This window comes from Leisingera sp. NJS201, from assembly GCF_004535885.1.
GTDB lineage: Bacteria > Pseudomonadota > Alphaproteobacteria > Rhodobacterales > Rhodobacteraceae > Leisingera.
In genome coordinates, this window is sequence record NZ_CP038234.1 from 4,011,706 (window position 1) to 4,027,189 (window position 15,484).

12 protein-coding genes and 1 tRNA gene are annotated in these 15,484 nt (G+C 61.7%); 5 read left to right on the forward strand and 8 right to left on the reverse strand.

The window, feature by feature from the left end; translation table 11 throughout:
* Positions 1 to 101: 101 nt before the first annotated feature.
* Both msrB and msrA read left to right on the forward strand, forming a co-directional pair.
* Entirely contained in the window at positions 102 to 551 is a 450-nt protein-coding gene (gene msrB, locus ETW23_RS19830; protein ID WP_134831014.1) for a peptide-methionine (R)-S-oxide reductase MsrB, read from the forward strand.
* On the forward strand, positions 548 to 1,063 hold the full coding sequence (gene msrA / locus ETW23_RS19835; RefSeq protein ID WP_134831015.1) for a peptide-methionine (S)-S-oxide reductase MsrA: 516 nt from the start codon (positions 548 to 550) through the stop codon (positions 1,061 to 1,063). Before msrB ends, msrA begins: the two co-directional genes overlap by 4 nt.
* 150 nt (positions 1,064 to 1,213) lie before the next feature.
* Here the strand turns inward: msrA and ETW23_RS19840 are convergent, their stop codons facing one another.
* The 7 genes from ETW23_RS19840 to ETW23_RS19870 form a co-directional block, all read right to left on the reverse strand.
* On the reverse strand, positions 1,214 to 3,220 hold the full coding sequence (locus ETW23_RS19840; RefSeq protein ID WP_134831016.1) for a hydantoinase/oxoprolinase N-terminal domain-containing protein: 2,007 nt from the start codon (positions 3,218 to 3,220) through the stop codon (positions 1,214 to 1,216).
* A gap of 72 nt (positions 3,221 to 3,292) precedes the next feature.
* Positions 3,293 to 4,330, reverse strand: coding sequence for a tRNA epoxyqueuosine(34) reductase QueG (gene queG, locus ETW23_RS19845; RefSeq protein WP_134831017.1), 1,038 nt, complete (start codon positions 4,328 to 4,330; stop codon positions 3,293 to 3,295).
* Between the two features lie 78 nt (positions 4,331 to 4,408).
* A complete protein-coding gene (locus tag ETW23_RS19850; protein WP_129372581.1) occupies positions 4,409 to 5,074 on the reverse strand; it encodes a glutathione S-transferase family protein in 666 nt (221 codons plus the stop codon).
* A gap of 66 nt (positions 5,075 to 5,140) precedes the next feature.
* Positions 5,141 to 5,878, reverse strand: coding sequence for a monofunctional biosynthetic peptidoglycan transglycosylase (gene mtgA / locus ETW23_RS19855; protein WP_134831018.1), 738 nt, complete (start codon positions 5,876 to 5,878; stop codon positions 5,141 to 5,143).
* Between the two features lie 99 nt (positions 5,879 to 5,977).
* Positions 5,978 to 10,510: a glutamate synthase large subunit gene (gltB, locus tag ETW23_RS19860; RefSeq protein WP_134831019.1), complete on the reverse strand. Its 4,533-nt coding sequence runs from the start codon at positions 10,508 to 10,510 to the stop codon at positions 5,978 to 5,980.
* Positions 10,507 to 10,941, reverse strand: a complete 435-nt coding sequence (locus tag ETW23_RS19865) for a GFA family protein (protein WP_167738157.1) — start codon at positions 10,939 to 10,941, stop codon at positions 10,507 to 10,509. Before ETW23_RS19865 ends, gltB begins: the two co-directional genes overlap by 4 nt.
* A gap of 107 nt (positions 10,942 to 11,048) precedes the next feature.
* Positions 11,049 to 12,488 carry an NAD(P)-dependent oxidoreductase gene (locus tag ETW23_RS19870; RefSeq protein WP_134831021.1) on the reverse strand — a complete coding sequence of 480 codons (1,440 nt, stop codon included), beginning with the start codon at positions 12,486 to 12,488 and terminating at the stop codon, positions 11,049 to 11,051.
* 241 nt (positions 12,489 to 12,729) lie between these two features.
* Here ETW23_RS19870 and ETW23_RS19875 point away from each other — a divergent pair, with 241 nt between their 5' ends.
* Complete coding sequence (locus tag ETW23_RS19875) at positions 12,730 to 13,536, forward strand: undecaprenyl-diphosphate phosphatase (RefSeq protein ID WP_134831022.1); 807 nt, start codon at positions 12,730 to 12,732, stop codon at positions 13,534 to 13,536.
* Positions 13,537 to 13,596: 60 nt separating this feature from the next.
* Here the strand turns inward: ETW23_RS19875 and ETW23_RS19880 are convergent, their stop codons facing one another.
* A complete protein-coding gene (locus tag ETW23_RS19880; protein ID WP_167738158.1) occupies positions 13,597 to 14,586 on the reverse strand; it encodes a complex I NDUFA9 subunit family protein in 990 nt (329 codons plus the stop codon).
* 282 nt (positions 14,587 to 14,868) lie between these two features.
* On the opposite strand from ETW23_RS19880, the gene ETW23_RS19885 reads away from it, so the two are divergent.
* Both ETW23_RS19885 and ETW23_RS19890 read left to right on the forward strand, forming a co-directional pair.
* Positions 14,869 to 15,225: a globin domain-containing protein gene (locus ETW23_RS19885; protein WP_134831024.1), complete on the forward strand. Its 357-nt coding sequence runs from the start codon at positions 14,869 to 14,871 to the stop codon at positions 15,223 to 15,225.
* A 97-nt stretch (positions 15,226 to 15,322) separates the two neighbouring features.
* A tRNA-Leu gene (locus tag ETW23_RS19890) sits at positions 15,323 to 15,409 on the forward strand.
* The last annotated feature ends 75 nt before the right edge of the window (positions 15,410 to 15,484 follow it).

Here is a 15,484-nt window from a genome sequence, read left to right on the forward strand (position 1 = left end):
CCCGCCCCCGCACACGGCTTTGCGAGCCGCCTGTAACAGGGCATTGCATTTGCGCCCTCACACCCCATGTTTTGCGACAAGTAAACAGGCGGGAGGACACCATGACCAAATACACCAAAAATCCGGACGCCATTGCCGCCCTCTCCGAGGAAGAGTTCTATGTAACCCAGAACGCGGGAACAGAACGCCCCGGCACTGGCAAGCTGTTGAGCAACAAGGAGCCTGGCATCTACGTCGACATTGTCTCGGGCGAGCCGCTGTTTGCCTCCTCGGACAAATACGAGAGCGGCTGCGGCTGGCCCAGCTTCACCAAACCCATTGAACCCGCACATGTGCAGGAACTGGAAGACCGCACCCTCGGCATGATCCGCACCGAGGTTCGCTCCACCTATGGCGACAGCCACCTTGGCCATGTCTTCCCTGACGGTCCAATGGACCGGGGCGGTCTGCGCTATTGCATCAACTCCGCCTCCCTGCGCTTTGTCCATCTGGACGATATGGAAGCCGAGGGCTATGGCGCCTACATCAACCAAGTGGAGGTCGTGAATTGAGCACCACCGAACGCGCCGTCCTGGCAGGCGGCTGTTTCTGGGGCATGCAGGAACTAATCCGCAAACGCCCCGGCGTCATCAGCACCCGCGTCGGCTATACCGGCGGCGATGTGCCCAATGCCACGTACAGGAATCACGGCACCCATGCCGAAGGGATCGAGATCATCTTTGATCCCACAGTCACCTCCTACCGCGAGCAGCTGGAGTTCTTCTTCCAGATCCACGACCCGACCACGCTGAACCGCCAGGGCAACGACCTCGGCGCCAGCTACCGCTCGGCCATCTACTACGTGGACGAGACGCAAAAAGCCGTGGCCGAGGACACCATCGCCGACGTCAACGCCTCCGGCCTCTGGCCCGGCAAGGTGATGACAGAACTCAAACCTGTGGGTGACTTCTGGGAAGCCGAGCCAGAGCACCAGGACTACCTGCAGCGGCTGCCAACCGGCTACACCTGCCATTTCGCGCGGCCCGACTGGGTACTGCCGAAACGAAATGCAGCCGCAGAATAGGCTCTAACAACTTACTTTTAGCCCCGCCGCACCCCGGCGGGGCTTTTCAATGCCAAATCTGCGGCTCGCACCCTTGCTTCCTCTTGCCGAAAATATCCCCGCCGGAGGCAGCGGGTTTTCCCTGAAAACCCGTTTCAAAACCCCAGGCGCCTAGGCGTGCGCCACCCGCGGCCGCCCGCTGGCTTCCACCGTCAGCGTACCCTCAACAAAGACCTCCCGCGATTCCACCTGTGCCGTGCGGATATCCCGCTCCACATGCACGTGAATATCCTCGGCACCGGCCTCTTCCGCCTCGCCGCGGGCCTCTTGCGCCAGGGCCGCCTCCAGCGCCTCCAGTGCTTCTCCGGGCTCTGTATAATCCACCGGCCCGCTCTCCAGGTGAACCCGGTACTTGCCCTCAGCGGGCGAGGTCACGGTGCCGCTGCGCCGCATGGTGACGCGGCCCACAACCGCACCGATGGCATTCGCCACACCTGCATGTTCCGGCAGGATCATATTGCAATGCAGCCGCTCCGCCACCGCCGGGTAATAGCTCGGGGCAGAGGCGCCAAGCCCGACAACATCCACATTCAGCACAGCATCCAGCGCCAGCAGGCCACGGTGCCGGGCCAGCCCCTTTTGCAGCAGCACATGCCGGGCCAGCTCTTTCTCAGGCAGGCCAAAGCTCTCCGCTTCTTCGGCAAAAGCAGACTCTAACAAGATCAAAGCGGTTTGCTCGGTCAGCTGAGCGATGATCATCTGCGCCATCGCCCCGGCATCCTGTGCCACCATATCACCGCTGCCAACCCGGCGGCGGGCAAACAGCGTCAGCGCTTTCTCCGCCGCCTCGCGGTCCCAGGCGTCCACCCGGCCTAGAACGTGGCTCGCATCCGAGGGAGACACGCCAGAGACCTGCACCAGCCCGCGGTCCACCAACCGGTTCAAGGAGCCGTGCTCCATCCGGGTACGCAGGATCTGGCCCAGAGGATGCACCTGCATCCCGATGCGTCCCAGCAGCCCGGCCTCGCGCTCGCTCAGACCCGCAACCGGCACCCCCGGCACCGCCCGCACAAACCGGCCGTCATACTCACCCACGGTGGAATTGCGCAGCTGCTCATCCAGCGCAGCGTGAACAACCTCAGGCGCATCCGTGGCAATCAACGACACCGGCACCACCCGGCGCGGCCCCAATGTCAGCCCGCCCGCCAGGCCGCTGGTGTTCAAATGCACCTGGCTGTCGCCGCCCAGGCCGGTGGTGCGCATTGCCACCGCCTCGACCATGGTGCGGAATTCGCCAACCCGGGCCCCCGCCGGATCAATCGCCGGCTTGCCATCCTTGATCAGCGCCACATCCGTTGTGGTGCCGCCAATGTCGCTCACCAGCGCATGATCTGCCCCGGTCATCCAGCGCGCGCCGACTATTGAGGCCGCCGGGCCGGACAGGATGGTCTCAATCGGCCGCTCCCGCGCCTGCCCGCCGCTCATCAGCGCGCCGTCGCCGCGCACGACCATCATCGGCGCCTTGATACCCAGATCGCGCAACGTGTCCTGCGCCCGCCCGATCAACCGGTCGATCATCCCGATAAGCCGCGCGTTCAGCACCGCGGTCACCGCCCGCTTAGGCCCGTTCAACTTGGCCGACAGCTGGTGCGAACAGGTGGCAGGCGCCCCGGTCATCTCGTGAATGATCCGCGCCGCCTCAATCTCATGCGCCGGATTGCGGGTTGCAAAAACCCCGGCAACCGCAAAGCCGGTCACCCCCTGACCCTCGGTGCGCAGGAACATCTCCAATGCCTCCACGTCCAAGGGCGCCGCCTCGCTGCCCGCATGGGTATGCCCGCCGGCAAGCACAAGCGCCGGATCGCCTTTCAAGGCATCCTTCAATCCGTGCCGGTCCAGATCGCTCTCGGCAAAACCAATATAGATCAGTGCCACACGGCCGCCCTGGCCCTCGACCAGCGCATTGGTGGCCAAGGTCGTGGACAGCGCCGCCAGCGACACCTCCTCCGGCTGAACCCCCGACTGGTCCAGCACCGCCCGGATCGCACCGCCAACGCCAATCGCCAGATCCTGCCGCGTAGTCAGCGACTTGGCCGAGGCAATGATCTCCTTCTCGTCGCGGATCAGCACCGCATCGGTATAGGTTCCGCCCGTATCAACACCCAATAGCAGCGCCATGCCCGGTCCTCTCCGCTTCTGTTCGCCGGTCAGGGTCTAACGCCTATTTACGCCGCGTCCATCCTGTTTGCGTCACGAAAGCTGCTGAACTGCCCATCGCGCCGCGTCCGCAACTGCCGGATCAGGGTCCTCCGTCAGCCTGCGTGCCACGTCCCGAAGGTCCGGCTGGCAGGAATTGCCGATGGCATAGAGCACATTGCGCACAAACCGGTCCCGCCCAATCCGCTTTATCGGAGAGCCGGAAAACAATGCCCGGAATGCCGCGTCGTCCAGAACCGCCAGCTCCGCCAGTTTTGGCGCCTTCAGATCATCGCGCGCAGCATAGCGCATATCACTCGCCGCCACCGCAAACTTGTTCCAGGGGCAGGCCGCCAGACAGTCATCACAGCCATATATCCGGTTACCCAGTTTCCCGCGCAGCTCTTCATCCACCGGCCCCTTGTGCTCAATGGTGAGGTAGGAAATGCAACGCCGCGCATCAACCTGATAGGGCGCCGGAAAAGCATCAGTCGGGCAGCTGTCCAAACAGGCCCGGCAGGACCCGCAGCGATCCCGCTCAGCGTCATCGGCAGGCAGCTCAATTGTGGTGAAAACAGAGCCTAAAAAGGCCCAATTGCCCCAATCGCGGCTCACCAGATTGCTGTGCTTTCCCTGCCAGCCCAATCCAGCCGCCATCCCCAGCGCTTTCTCTGGCACTGGCGCGGTATCAACAAAGACCTTGACCTCACAGTCCTCACCCGCCTCGGCAATCAGCCAGCGCGCCAGCCGTTTCAGCCGTTTCTTTACCAGGTCGTGATAATCCTTGTTGCGAGCATAGACTGAGACTGCTCCGCGGTCGGCCTGGCCAACCACTGCCATCGGGTCCTCGTCCGGCGTATAGCTCTCCGCCAGCATGATCACCGACCGCGCATCCGGCCACAGCAGCGCCGGGTCGCTCCGCCAATGGGTGCGCTCCGCCATCCAGCCCATCTGCCCGTGATACCCGGCGTCCAGAAACGCCTGCAGGCGCCCGGGCACCTGCGGCACGTCCCACGGACGGCAGATCCGGCAGGATACAAACCCCTCGGCCAATGCCTGCGCCACCAGCCGTTCTTTCAGCGCTGCACTCATCTTCTTTCTGGTCCCAAATACCCCGGGGTGAATTGGGCCAAGGGCCCAAGAGGGGCAGCGCCCCTTGCCCCGTTGATATCAGAAATCCAGATCAGTGTAATGCGGCGGCGGCCGGAACCCCGGCACCTGATCCGCCAGGATCGACCGGAAAGCGGGCCGTGACTTGATCTTGGCGTACCAGTCCTTGACCACCGCCGAGCGGTTCCAGTCCACATCCGAGATATAATCCAGCGACGACAGATGCGCAGCCGCGGCAAAATCCGCCAGTGTCATCATATCGCCCGCCAGCCAGCGCCGGTGGTCCAGCAGCCAGGCCATGTAATCCAGATGGTATTTGATCGCCTTAGCGCCGGCCTTCACATTGCGGCTGTCGGGATAGCCCTCACCGGTGATTTTCTTGTTCACCCGCTCATACAGCAGCTTCGACGTCACCTCGCTGTGGAACTTGTCATCGAACCAGCTGACCAGCCGGCGCATCTCATAGCGGCCTTCGGCATCACGGGGCATTAGGCATGGCTCAGGCCGGGTTTCTTCCAGGTATTCGCAGATCGCCGCGCTTTCGGCCATCATCTTGCCATCCAGGCGGATCACCGGGATCTTTGCCGCCGGGTTCCGGCGCAGGAAATCAGCATCCTGCTCCCAATAGCGCTCCTCGACCAATTCCACCTCAATTTTCTTTTCCGCCAGTGACAACCGCACCTTGCGGCAAAACGGGGACAGGGGAACATGATAAAGGCGCGCCATGGCTACAGAGGGTCTCCAAAAAACTTACAGCGGATGGCCCAGCAATGCCCCGCCAGCAGGAAAGATTCAATCCTCGAAACAGGCCGCCCGCCCGTCTGCGCGAATGGTGGCCGCCCCATCGGCGATCTGTGCGGCGCGGCGCTGCAGAAAACCGCTGGGCCGGCGGGCAGAGCGGTCCTTGGGATTGGGCAGCACAGCGGCAATCAGCGCTGCCTGACGCGCACTCAGCTGATCCGGGCCAACACCGAAATATTTGCGCGCCGCAGCTTCGGCGCCAAACACGCCCTCGTCCATTTCCGAGACGTTCAGGTAAACCTCAAGAATCCGCCGCTTGCTCCAGACAATCTCCACCGCCGGAGTCAGCAGCGTCTCCAGCACCTTGCGCGGCCAACTGCGGCCCTGCCACAGGAACACGTTTTTGACCACCTGCTGCGAAATGGTAGAACCGCCGCGGGCACCGCCTGCCTCAATCGCCGCCTGGATAGCGCGGGCATCGAACCCCCAGTGACGGCAGAACTGCGCATCCTCGGCCGCCACCACCGAGCGCGCCAGAACCGGAGCGATCTCTTCCAGCGGCACCCAAATCCGGTCCACCTCACCCAGGCGGCGCTGTTCTGCCCAGATGGTGTGGGTGATCGGCGGATTCACCACCGAAAACAACAGGATGAGGAAGACGAAACCCGCCGCCGCAGCCAGCGCCGCCCGCAACAGCCAGCGCCGCAGCAAGCGAAGGGGCTGGACCTTCAGCTTTACCGCCTTCTTACTGCTCTTGGCTTTCTTCTTTTTCGCAACTGCCTTTGCCATGCCCCTCTATAGGCCAGCATGCCCCCGGTGACCAACCGCCAAAAAGAAAACCCCGCAAGCATTTGCCTGCGGGGTCTGATTACCAGCCTCTAACTTGGCTTATTCCGCCGGAACGGCCGCCTGTTCCTGCATCACCGGATGAGCCAGCTTGCCAAGCATCTCTTTCGGGCAGACCTGCAGGAAGTTTGCCTTCTCGATGTCCCAGTGCTGCAGGATCTCTGCAGCCTTGCGGCTGCCGGTTTCCTCCAGATGGCGGGTGATCAGGGTTTTCAGTTCTCCCTCCCAATGCGCCACGGTGACCGGGCAGGTGACCAGCGACTCCATGTTCATCATGGTTTCTGCCTTGCGGTCGGGATCATAAAGATAGGCCATGCCGCCGGTCATGCCCGCACCAAAGTTGGCGCCGATTGTGCCCAAGATCACAGCCACACCGCCGGTCATGTATTCACAGCCGCAGGCACCGCAGCCCTCAATCACCACCGAGGCACCCGAGTTTCGCACCCCGAACCGCTCGCCTGCGCGGCCGGCGGCAAACAGGTAGCCGTCGGTGGCGCCGTACAGAACGGTATTGCCGATGATGGTGTTTTCAGACGCATTCAGCGGGCTGACCTGCGGCGGGCGTACCACGATGGTGCCGCCCGACAGGCCCTTGCCGACATAATCGTTGGCATCGCCTGACACTTCCAGCTTCAGCCCCGGTGCAGCAAAGGCACCCAGCGACTGCCCTGCCGAACCTTGCAGCTTCACCGTAAGATGATCCGGCTGGAAGGAGTTCCGCATGCCGAAGTTACGCACGATATGGCTGGAAGTGCGGGTGCCCACGGTACGGTGGGTGTTCTGCACCGCATAAGAAAGTTGCATCTTCTCGCCGTCCTGCAGGAAGCGGGCGGCGTCGCGCACAATCTCCGCATCCAGCGTATCCGGCACCGCATTGCGGTCCTTGTCGCGGTTATAAACGATGTTGGCCGAGCCATCGACGGTGATCAGCAACGGGTTCAAGTCCAGATCGTCCAGATGGGCGGAACCGCGCGACACCTGCGCCAACAGATCCGCCCGTCCGATCACCTCATCCAGGCTGCGCGCACCGATAGAGGCAAGGATTTCCCGCACTTCCTGCGCATAGAAGGTGATCAGGTTCACCACCTTGTCGGCATTGCCGGTGAACTTACCGCGCAACGCTTCGTCTTGCGTGCAGACACCGACCGGGCAGGTGTTGGACTGGCACTGGCGTACCATGATGCAGCCCATCGCGATCAGCGCCGCGGTGCCGATGCCGTATTCCTCGGCCCCCAGCATTGCCGCCATCACGATATCCCGGCCGGTGCGCAATCCGCCGTCGGTGCGCAGCGTCACCCGCTCGCGCAGGTTGTTCATCGCCAGCACCTGATGCGCCTCGGTCAGGCCCATTTCCCACGGCAGGCCCGCATATTTGATCGAGGTCGCAGGCGACGCCCCGGTGCCGCCGTTATGGCCCGAAATCAGGATCACATCCGCCTTTGCCTTGGCCACGCCGGCAGCAATTGTGCCAACGCCGGAAGATGCCACCAGCTTTACCGTCACCTTGCAGCGCGGGTTGATCTGCTTAAGGTCGTAGATCAGCTGCGCCAGGTCCTCGATCGAATAGATATCGTGGTGCGGCGGCGGCGAGATCAGGGTCACACCCTTGGTCGAGTGGCGCAGGCGGGCGATCAGGTCGGTGACCTTCATCCCCGGCAGCTGGCCGCCCTCGCCGGGCTTGGCACCCTGGGCCACCTTGATTTCCAGCTCTTCGCACTGGTTCAGATATTCTGCTGTGACGCCAAAACGGCCCGATGCCACCTGCTTGATCTTGGCAGACGGGTTGTCGCCGTTCGGCTCCGGCACGAAATGCGCCGGATCTTCGCCGCCCTCGCCCGAATCCGACTTGGCGCCAATCCGGTTCATCGCCACGTTCAGCGTCTTATGCGCTTCGGGCGACAGCGCCCCCAGCGACATGCCAGGTGTCACGAACCGCTTGCGGATCGAGGTGATCGATTCCACCTCCTCAATCGGCACCGGCTTGCCCAGCGGCTTCACCTGCAGCAGGTCGCGCAGATGGATCGGCGGGTTCGACTGCATCTTCGCCGAATACTGTTTCCACAGCTCGAATGAGGCTCTGTTGCAGGCCATTTGCATCATATGCATTGAGGTCGCTTCCCAGGCGTGGGTCTCACCCGACTTACGCGCCTTGTAGAAACCACCAATCGGCAGCACGCCTTCGGCTGAGGTCCAGGCCTTGGCGTGGATCTCCTCCGCCTTGGTCTGAATGCCGGTCACACCGATGCCGGAAATGCGCGAGGTCATGCCCGGGAAATACTCGGCGCACATGGCGCGCGAAAGACCCACGGCTTCAAAATTCAGACCGCCGCGGTAAGATGACACCACCGAAATCCCCATCTTGGCCATGATCTTCAACAGACCCTGGTCAATGGCTTCACGGTACCGCGCAACGTTTTCGGTCAGCGAGCCGTCCAGCAGCCCGCGGTCAATCCGGTCAGCCAGCGAATCCTCGGCCAGATAGGCGTTCACCACGGTTGCACCGCAGCCGATCAGTACCGCAAAATAATGCGGGTCGATGCACTCGGCAGACCGCACGTTCAGCGAACAGAAGGTGCGCAGCCCCTTGCGCGTCAGGTGCGAATGCACGGCAGAGGTTGCCAGAATCATCGGCATCGCCACCTTGCCCGCGCCTGAAAACTGGTCGGTCAGCACGATATGCCCCGCGCCCGAGCGCACCGCTTCCTCAGCCTCGGCCCGGATCCGCTCCAATGCTGCGCTCAGCGACCCGCGGCCCGGCGCAAAGGAACAGTCAATCTCTGCCAGCGGCGCGTTCAGCTGATCCACCAGCTTGTCCCACTGGGCATTGCCGACAAAGGGGCTCTCCAGCACGATGATCTCGGTCTGGCTGCTGTCTTCGTCCAGCACGTTCTTGAGATTGCCGAACCGCGTCTTCAGCGACATCACCCGGAACTCCCGCAAACTGTCGATCGGCGGGTTGGTCACCTGGCTGAAGTTCTGGCGGAAGAAATGGCTCAGCGGGCGGTACATTTTCGACAGCACCGCAGACGGCGTGTCATCGCCCATCGAAGCCAGCGATTCCTTGCCGTCCTCGGCCATCGGCGCCAGGATCTGCTCCAGTTCCTCGATGGTATAACCGGCCGCAACCTGACGGCGGCGCAGCTCTTCGCCGGTGAACAGCGGCTGCTCGGTGGCGCTGGCCAGGGTGGTGTCCAGATCGTTGATCCGCTTGACCCAATCTCCGAACGGCAGCGCTCGGGACAGTTTGTCCTTGATCTGCTGGTCGTTGAACAGCTTGCCTTTCTGCATGTCGACAGCCAGCATCTGGCCCGGGCCCAGTGCGCCCTTTTCGACCACATTTGCCTCGTCAATCGGCACCATGCCCGCTTCGGAACCGGCAATCACCAGCCCGTCGCCGGTCACCACATAACGCATCGGGCGCAGACCGTTCCGGTCCAGGCCGGCACAGACCCAGCGGCCATCGGTCATCGCCAGCGCCGCGGGGCCGTCCCAGGGCTCCATCACCGAGTTGCAGTAGGAATACATGTCGCGCCAGGCCTGCGGCAGCTCAACCGCCTGCTTGGACCAGCTTTCCGGCACCAGCATGGTTTTTGCCATCGGCGCCGAACGGCCCGCACGCACCAGCACCTCGAACACACCATCCAAAGCCGCCGAGTCCGACGCGCCGCCCGGCACGATCGGCTTGATGTCTTCGGCATGATCGCCAAAGGTCGCCGACGCCATACGGATTTCATGGCTCTTCATCCAGTTCAGGTTGCCCTTCAGCGTGTTGATTTCGCCGTTATGGGCCAGCATCCGGAACGGCTGCGCCAGCCACCACTGCGGGAAGGTGTTGGTGGAATAACGCTGGTGATAGATCGCAAAGGCGCTCTCGAACCGCGTATCCATCAGGTCAGGGTAGAACACTGCCACCTGCTCAGCCAGCATCATGCCCTTGTAGATGATCGACCTGCAGGACAGCGAGGCAATATACAAACCCGAAATCGCCGCGGCATTGGCCGCCTTCTCGACCCGGCGGCGGATCACATACAGCTCGCGCTCAAAGGTTTCCTCGTCCACGCCCTTGGCGTTGGAGATCAGAATCTGCTCGATCTCGGGGCGGGTCGCGTTGGCCTTTTCACCCAGGCAGGTCACGTCCACAGGCACATGACGCCAGCCGTAGATGGAATAGCCCATGCGCAGCACTTCGGTTTCCATGATGGTCCGGCAGCGTTCCTGGGCGCCGAAATCGGTGCGCGGCAGGAACACCTGACCGACCGCCATCAGCTCATCCTGGCGCGGTTCGTGGCCGGTGCGGCGGATCTGGTCGTAAAAGAACGGAACCGGGATCTGCACATGGATGCCCGCACCATCGCCGGTCTTGCCATCGGCATCCACCGCGCCGCGGTGCCAGATCGCCTTCAGCGCATCGATGCCGGCCTCAACCACCCTGCGGCTTTTCTTGCCGTCAACAGAGACCACCAGTCCCACACCGCAAGAGGAATGCTCTTCTTCTTCGGCATACAAGCCGTTCTCAGCCATCCACTTGCGCTTGGTTTCTTCGGCGCGCACCCAATCGGCATCAAATTTGGTCATTGGCTGTTTCCTTCTACGGAGGGGGCAAACATGTCGATCACGTCAGCACCGGTCAGCTTCCGGCTGCTGCTGTCGAAAACGTAACCCGCTGGCTTCTTGTCGATGTAAAGTTCCAGGCGCAATTCATTGCCGCCTGCGTTTTCAAACAGGCCAGCCGACATCTGCGTCTGGCCCTTATGTTCTCCTGCGGTCATCCGGTACCACAGCGCCGATCCGCATTTTCCGCAGAACGCCCGCTCAGCCCAGCCCGAAGACTCATAGGTCTGCACCGGACCCAGCGCCGCATAACCGCTGGCCGCCTGAAAGCTCAGGAACGGGCCGCTAGCCCAGCGCTGGCACATTTCGCAGTGGCAGGCGGAAATGGAGGCGCGCGCGGGCGTGGCGGTGACAGTCACCGCGCCGCACATGCATTGTCCCTGCAATTCGCTCATGTCCATCTTCCTTCTGCTGGCTGGGTCAGCAGTGCTGACCTTGCTGCTGTTCGCTCGCTGTTCCGACGGTGCAATGGGGGTGCACAGACGGTGTACAGGGTGCCGGGTTACTCCGCCGCCACTGCGGCCTTGTTGTTGAAGTTCTCCAGGATCGCTTCCGCGCAATCGCGGCCGTCCTTGATTGCCCAGACCACCAGCGACGCGCCACGCACGATGTCACCCACTGCATAGACGCCGCCCAGCTCGGTAGCGCCGGTCTTGAACGCCGCCTTGACAGTGCCCCAGCGGGTCACCGGCAACTCCGGCTGGTTCCACAGGGTGGGCAGCTCTTCCGGCTCAAAGCCCAAGGCCTTAATTACCAGATCGGCCTCCTCCACGTAGTCCGCGCCCTCAATCACCTCCGGCGCCTGACGGCCCGAGGCATCCGGCTGGCCCAGGCGCATCTTCTGAACCATCACGCCGGCGACTTTGCCGCCCTCGTCGGTGAAACCCTTGGGCGCCGACAGCCATTCAAACACCACGCCTTCTTCCTCGGCGTTCTGGGTCTCACGCTGCGAGCCCGGCATATTGGCACGGTCACGGCGGTAGAGGCATTTGACCGAGGTCGCGCCCTGGCGGATCGACGTGCGCACGCAGTCCATTGCGGTATCGCCGCCGCCAATTACCACAACTTTCTTGCCTTCGGCATTCAGGTCGCCGTTGTCGAATTCCGCAACTTCGTCGCCAAAGCTCTTCTTGTTCGACGCGCACAGGAAGTCGATTGCCTTGACGATACCCTCGGAACCGCTGCCCGGCATCGCCAGGTCACGCGATTTATAAACGCCGGTGGCGATGATCACTGCATCATGCTTGTCGCGGATCTCTTCAAACGAGATGTCTTCACCCACGTTGCAGTTCAGCACGTAAGTCACGCCGCCGTCAGCCAGCAGCTTGTTGCGGCGTTCCACCACGTCCTTTTCCAGCTTGAAGCTGGGGATGCCATACATCAGCAGCCCGCCGGCGCGGTCATAGCGGTCATAAACGGTGACCTGCACGCCGGCCTTGCGCAGCATGTCCGCCGCTGCCAAACCGCCGGGACCGGCGCCGATGATGCCGACGCTCTCGCTGCGCTCTGCCAGCGGTGCTGCGGGCTTGACCCAGCCGTTTTCCCAGGCGGTGTCGGTGATGTATTTTTCCACCGAGCCGATGGTCACGGTGCCATGGCCCGACTGCTCAATCACGCAATTGCCTTCGCACAGACGGTCCTGCGGACAGATGCGGCCGCAGATTTCCGGGAAGGTGTTGGTGGCTTGCGAGGTCTCGTAGGCTTCTTCCAAGCGGCCGGTTGCGGTCAGGTGCAGCCAGTCGGGGATGTTGTTGTGCAACGGGCAGTGGCTCTGGCAATAGGGCACACCGCACTGGCTGCAGCGGCTGGCCTGTTCTTCGGCCTTGGCAGCAGCGTACTCTGCGTAAATCTCATTGAAGTCTTCCTTGCGCACACTCGCGTCACGCTTTTGAGGCATGTCGCGTTCGATCTGCACGAATTTCAGCATCGGTTGCTTGGCCACGGGCTGGACTCCATCGTTTGTCTGGCTGCGCTGGCACCTTTTCGGGTACGGATACGCTTTATGTCAATATTACTGACCTATTTAGCCAGCTCTTGAATTCTGATACCGTGTTTTACAGAAATGTACAGGATTATTAAGTCCGAATCGGACCTTAATATCTACTTTCCAATCCAGAGCCGGGATTTATACAGAGTCGCGACAGTTTACGGCCCATCGGCGGCCAGTGAAGGATGATTTCAGCATGCCGCTTTTTCAGCTGATCCTGATTGCGTTGATCCAAGGCATCACCGAATTCCTGCCCGTTTCCTCCTCCGGCCACCTGATTCTACTTCCCGGATTGACCGGGCTGGAGGATCAAGGCCAGGTGATCGACGTCGCTGTGCATATAGGCACCCTGGCGGCAGTGATGATCTACTTTTGGAGCGACGTGCGTGAGGGGCTTGCCGGCCTGCCTCGTGCCCTGACCGGCCGTACGGATACGCCGGGATCCAAACTCGCTTTGGGGCTGATCATCGCAACTATTCCCACAGTCCTGTTCGGTGCTGTGCTGCATTTCACCGGCCTCAGCGATGCGCTGCGATCAATGACGGTAATCGGCTGGACCATGCTGGGCTTCGGGTTGGTGCTGTACTGGGCCGACCAGAAAGGCGCCGAAGTGAAGCAGACTGGCGACTGGGGCGTCCGCGATGCGCTGATCATGGGGCTGTGGCAGATGCTGGCGCTGATCCCAGGCACGTCACGTTCGGGCATCACGATCACTGGTGCGCGGCAGCTGGGCTATACCCGCGAGGACGGCGCCCGCATTGCCATGCTGATGTCGATTCCGACCATCATCGCCTCGGGTGTGTTGCTGGGAACCGAGGTGGCGCTGGAGGCCAACACCGCACTGATACGCGACGCGGGCATTGCTGCCGTGCTGGCGATGGCGACAGCGCTGGCGGCGCTCAGCCTGATGATGCGGCTGCTGCGCTCGGTCAGCTTTACGCCTTATGTGATCTACCGGGTGTTTCTGGGTGTTGTCCTGCTGGCCATCGCCTACGGCAGCTGAACCTAAGATCAAAAGCGCGGGGAAACCCCCGCGCTTACTAATCCTTAGACGGTAACAGTATCAGGCGCCGTTGCGCAGATTCCGGGCTGAGTTCGTCATCTCATCATACTGGCCGGAGGGGCGGAATTTCCACAGGTAATCCGGCAACACCGAACCCACAGTCACCGGGCTGATACCCAAATCACTGAAACCCTTGGCGCCCTCGGACACCACATTGTCCGCCTTCAAGCTGCGCAGCTGGTCGCGTGTCAGCACTTTGTTCTCAATCATCTGAAAACTGGCTGCCTGCAGCATGTCGAACCCGAAGGCCACCAGCCAAGCGGCAGGGCGCGGCAGCGACAGGATCAGGCGGCGCCGGTGGATCACCTCAAGCATCTGCACCATAAGCGCCCGGAAGCTTTTCACCTCGGGGCCGCCGAGTTCGTAGATGCCGCCTTCGGCCTCGCCCAGCGCTCCCATGACGGCGGCCTTGGCCACGTCATCGACGAACACTGGCTGGAAATTGGTATTGCCCGCCGCGATCGGAAGCATCGGTGACAGCCGGGTCATGCCGGCAAAACGGTTAAAGAAGCCGTCCTCGGTCCCGAAGATGACCGACGGGCGCAAAATCACCGCGCCGGGAAAGCTCTGCAGCACCGCGGCTTCTCCAGCGGCTTTGGTTTTGGCATATTCGCTGGGACCGTCCGCATCGGCGCCAATCGCCGAGATATGCACCAGGCTGGCTACCCCTTGTTGCGACGCGATGCGCGCAATACGGCCTGCGCCTTCCGCATGGATGGCGCCAAACGAGTTTTTACCGAGTTCGTTCAAGACACCTACGCAGTTTACAACTGCATCTGCGCCCTGCATCACCGCAGCAACAGACATATCATCGCGGATATTGCAGAACACCGGTTCAACCTGGCCCGGAACGCCGTAAGGCTTCACATGCATGGCTTCGTTGGGGCGGCGCACGGCCACCCGCACCCGCCAGCCTTCCTTGGCCATGCGCCGCGCAATGTAGCGGCCCACGAAACCGGATCCGCCATAGATCGTGACCAGTTTGGACATCATTTGGCTCCTGAACTTAGCTGCCCCTAAGCTCTAGCGCCGCAAGGGGCGCCAAACAAGGCGCAAAACCAGGGCTGCGGCTGCAATGGCGACAGAAACTGCAAGAGCCGTTAACAGCTTGCTGTGAATTGGGCGGTTTGGTTAACCCTGTTTTCAACCCTCCAACGCTAGAGTGGGGTGATGCAGCGGTAACATCTGTATCTGCACGTTTTCAGGAGGTCAGTCCCGGCGGTTAGTGAGCAGGACAAAAAGCTGATCCGGCAAAGCTTTGAAAGCGAGCGGATGAACATCGAAGCCTGTGTGGCGGCATTCTACGAAAATTTCTTTGCTGTCTGCCCCGATATCCGGAGCCTGTTCCCTGACGATCTGACCCAGCAAGAGGGAAAGCTGCTGGCCTCACTGACCCATATCGCCGAAGCGCTGGATGACACCGGCCGGTTGGATTCGATCTTGCAACAGCAAGGTGAAAAGCATCGCAAACTTGACGTATCAGATGCCCATTTCCAGGGCTTCATAAGCAGTTTCACCAGTGCCCTTGCTGACACGCTGGCTCCGGACTGGAACAGAGAAACACAGCAGGCCTGGACAAGTTTCCTGACACATGTGGCTTTTAAGATGGACTTTCTCACTCGGCGATAGGGCGGCCTGGATCGGCATTCCATCTTTGGTTGGATCTTCGGCGGTTTTCCGTTTGACGCCCCAGCGAACCACCTTATACGCCGGTCTCACGACACCTGCCCAGGTGGCGGAATTGGTAGACGCGCTAGCTTCAGGTGCTAGTGTTCGTAAGGACGTGGAGGTTCGAGTCCTCTCCTGGGCACCATTCCCCGAAGAAAAAATTCTGCACTTCGCAGCTGCAGATAGGCATATGCTTAAGCGTGAATGCGCCCGCCGTCTC

Excerpts from the sequence above, each read along its gene's own strand:
- msrB (WP_134831014.1), top strand. The coding sequence starts at position 102 with ATGACCAAATACACCAAAAATCCGGACGCCATTGCCGCCCTCTCCGAG.
- ETW23_RS19840 (WP_134831016.1), bottom strand. The coding sequence starts at position 3,220 with ATGGCGCTGCTATTGGGTGTTGATACGGGCGGAACCTATACCGATGCG.
- queG (WP_134831017.1), bottom strand. The coding sequence starts at position 4,330 with ATGAGTGCAGCGCTGAAAGAACGGCTGGTGGCGCAGGCATTGGCCGAG.
- ETW23_RS19850 (WP_129372581.1), bottom strand. The coding sequence starts at position 5,074 with ATGGCGCGCCTTTATCATGTTCCCCTGTCCCCGTTTTGCCGCAAGGTG.
- mtgA (WP_134831018.1), bottom strand. The coding sequence starts at position 5,878 with ATGGCAAAGGCAGTTGCGAAAAAGAAGAAAGCCAAGAGCAGTAAGAAG.
- gltB (WP_134831019.1), bottom strand. The coding sequence starts at position 10,510 with ATGACCAAATTTGATGCCGATTGGGTGCGCGCCGAAGAAACCAAGCGC.
- ETW23_RS19865 (WP_167738157.1), bottom strand. The coding sequence starts at position 10,941 with ATGAGCGAATTGCAGGGACAATGCATGTGCGGCGCGGTGACTGTCACC.
- ETW23_RS19875 (WP_134831022.1), top strand. The coding sequence starts at position 12,730 with ATGCCGCTTTTTCAGCTGATCCTGATTGCGTTGATCCAAGGCATCACC.
- ETW23_RS19880 (WP_167738158.1), bottom strand. The coding sequence starts at position 14,586 with ATGTCCAAACTGGTCACGATCTATGGCGGATCCGGTTTCGTGGGCCGC.
- ETW23_RS19885 (WP_134831024.1), top strand. The coding sequence starts at position 14,869 with ATGAACATCGAAGCCTGTGTGGCGGCATTCTACGAAAATTTCTTTGCT.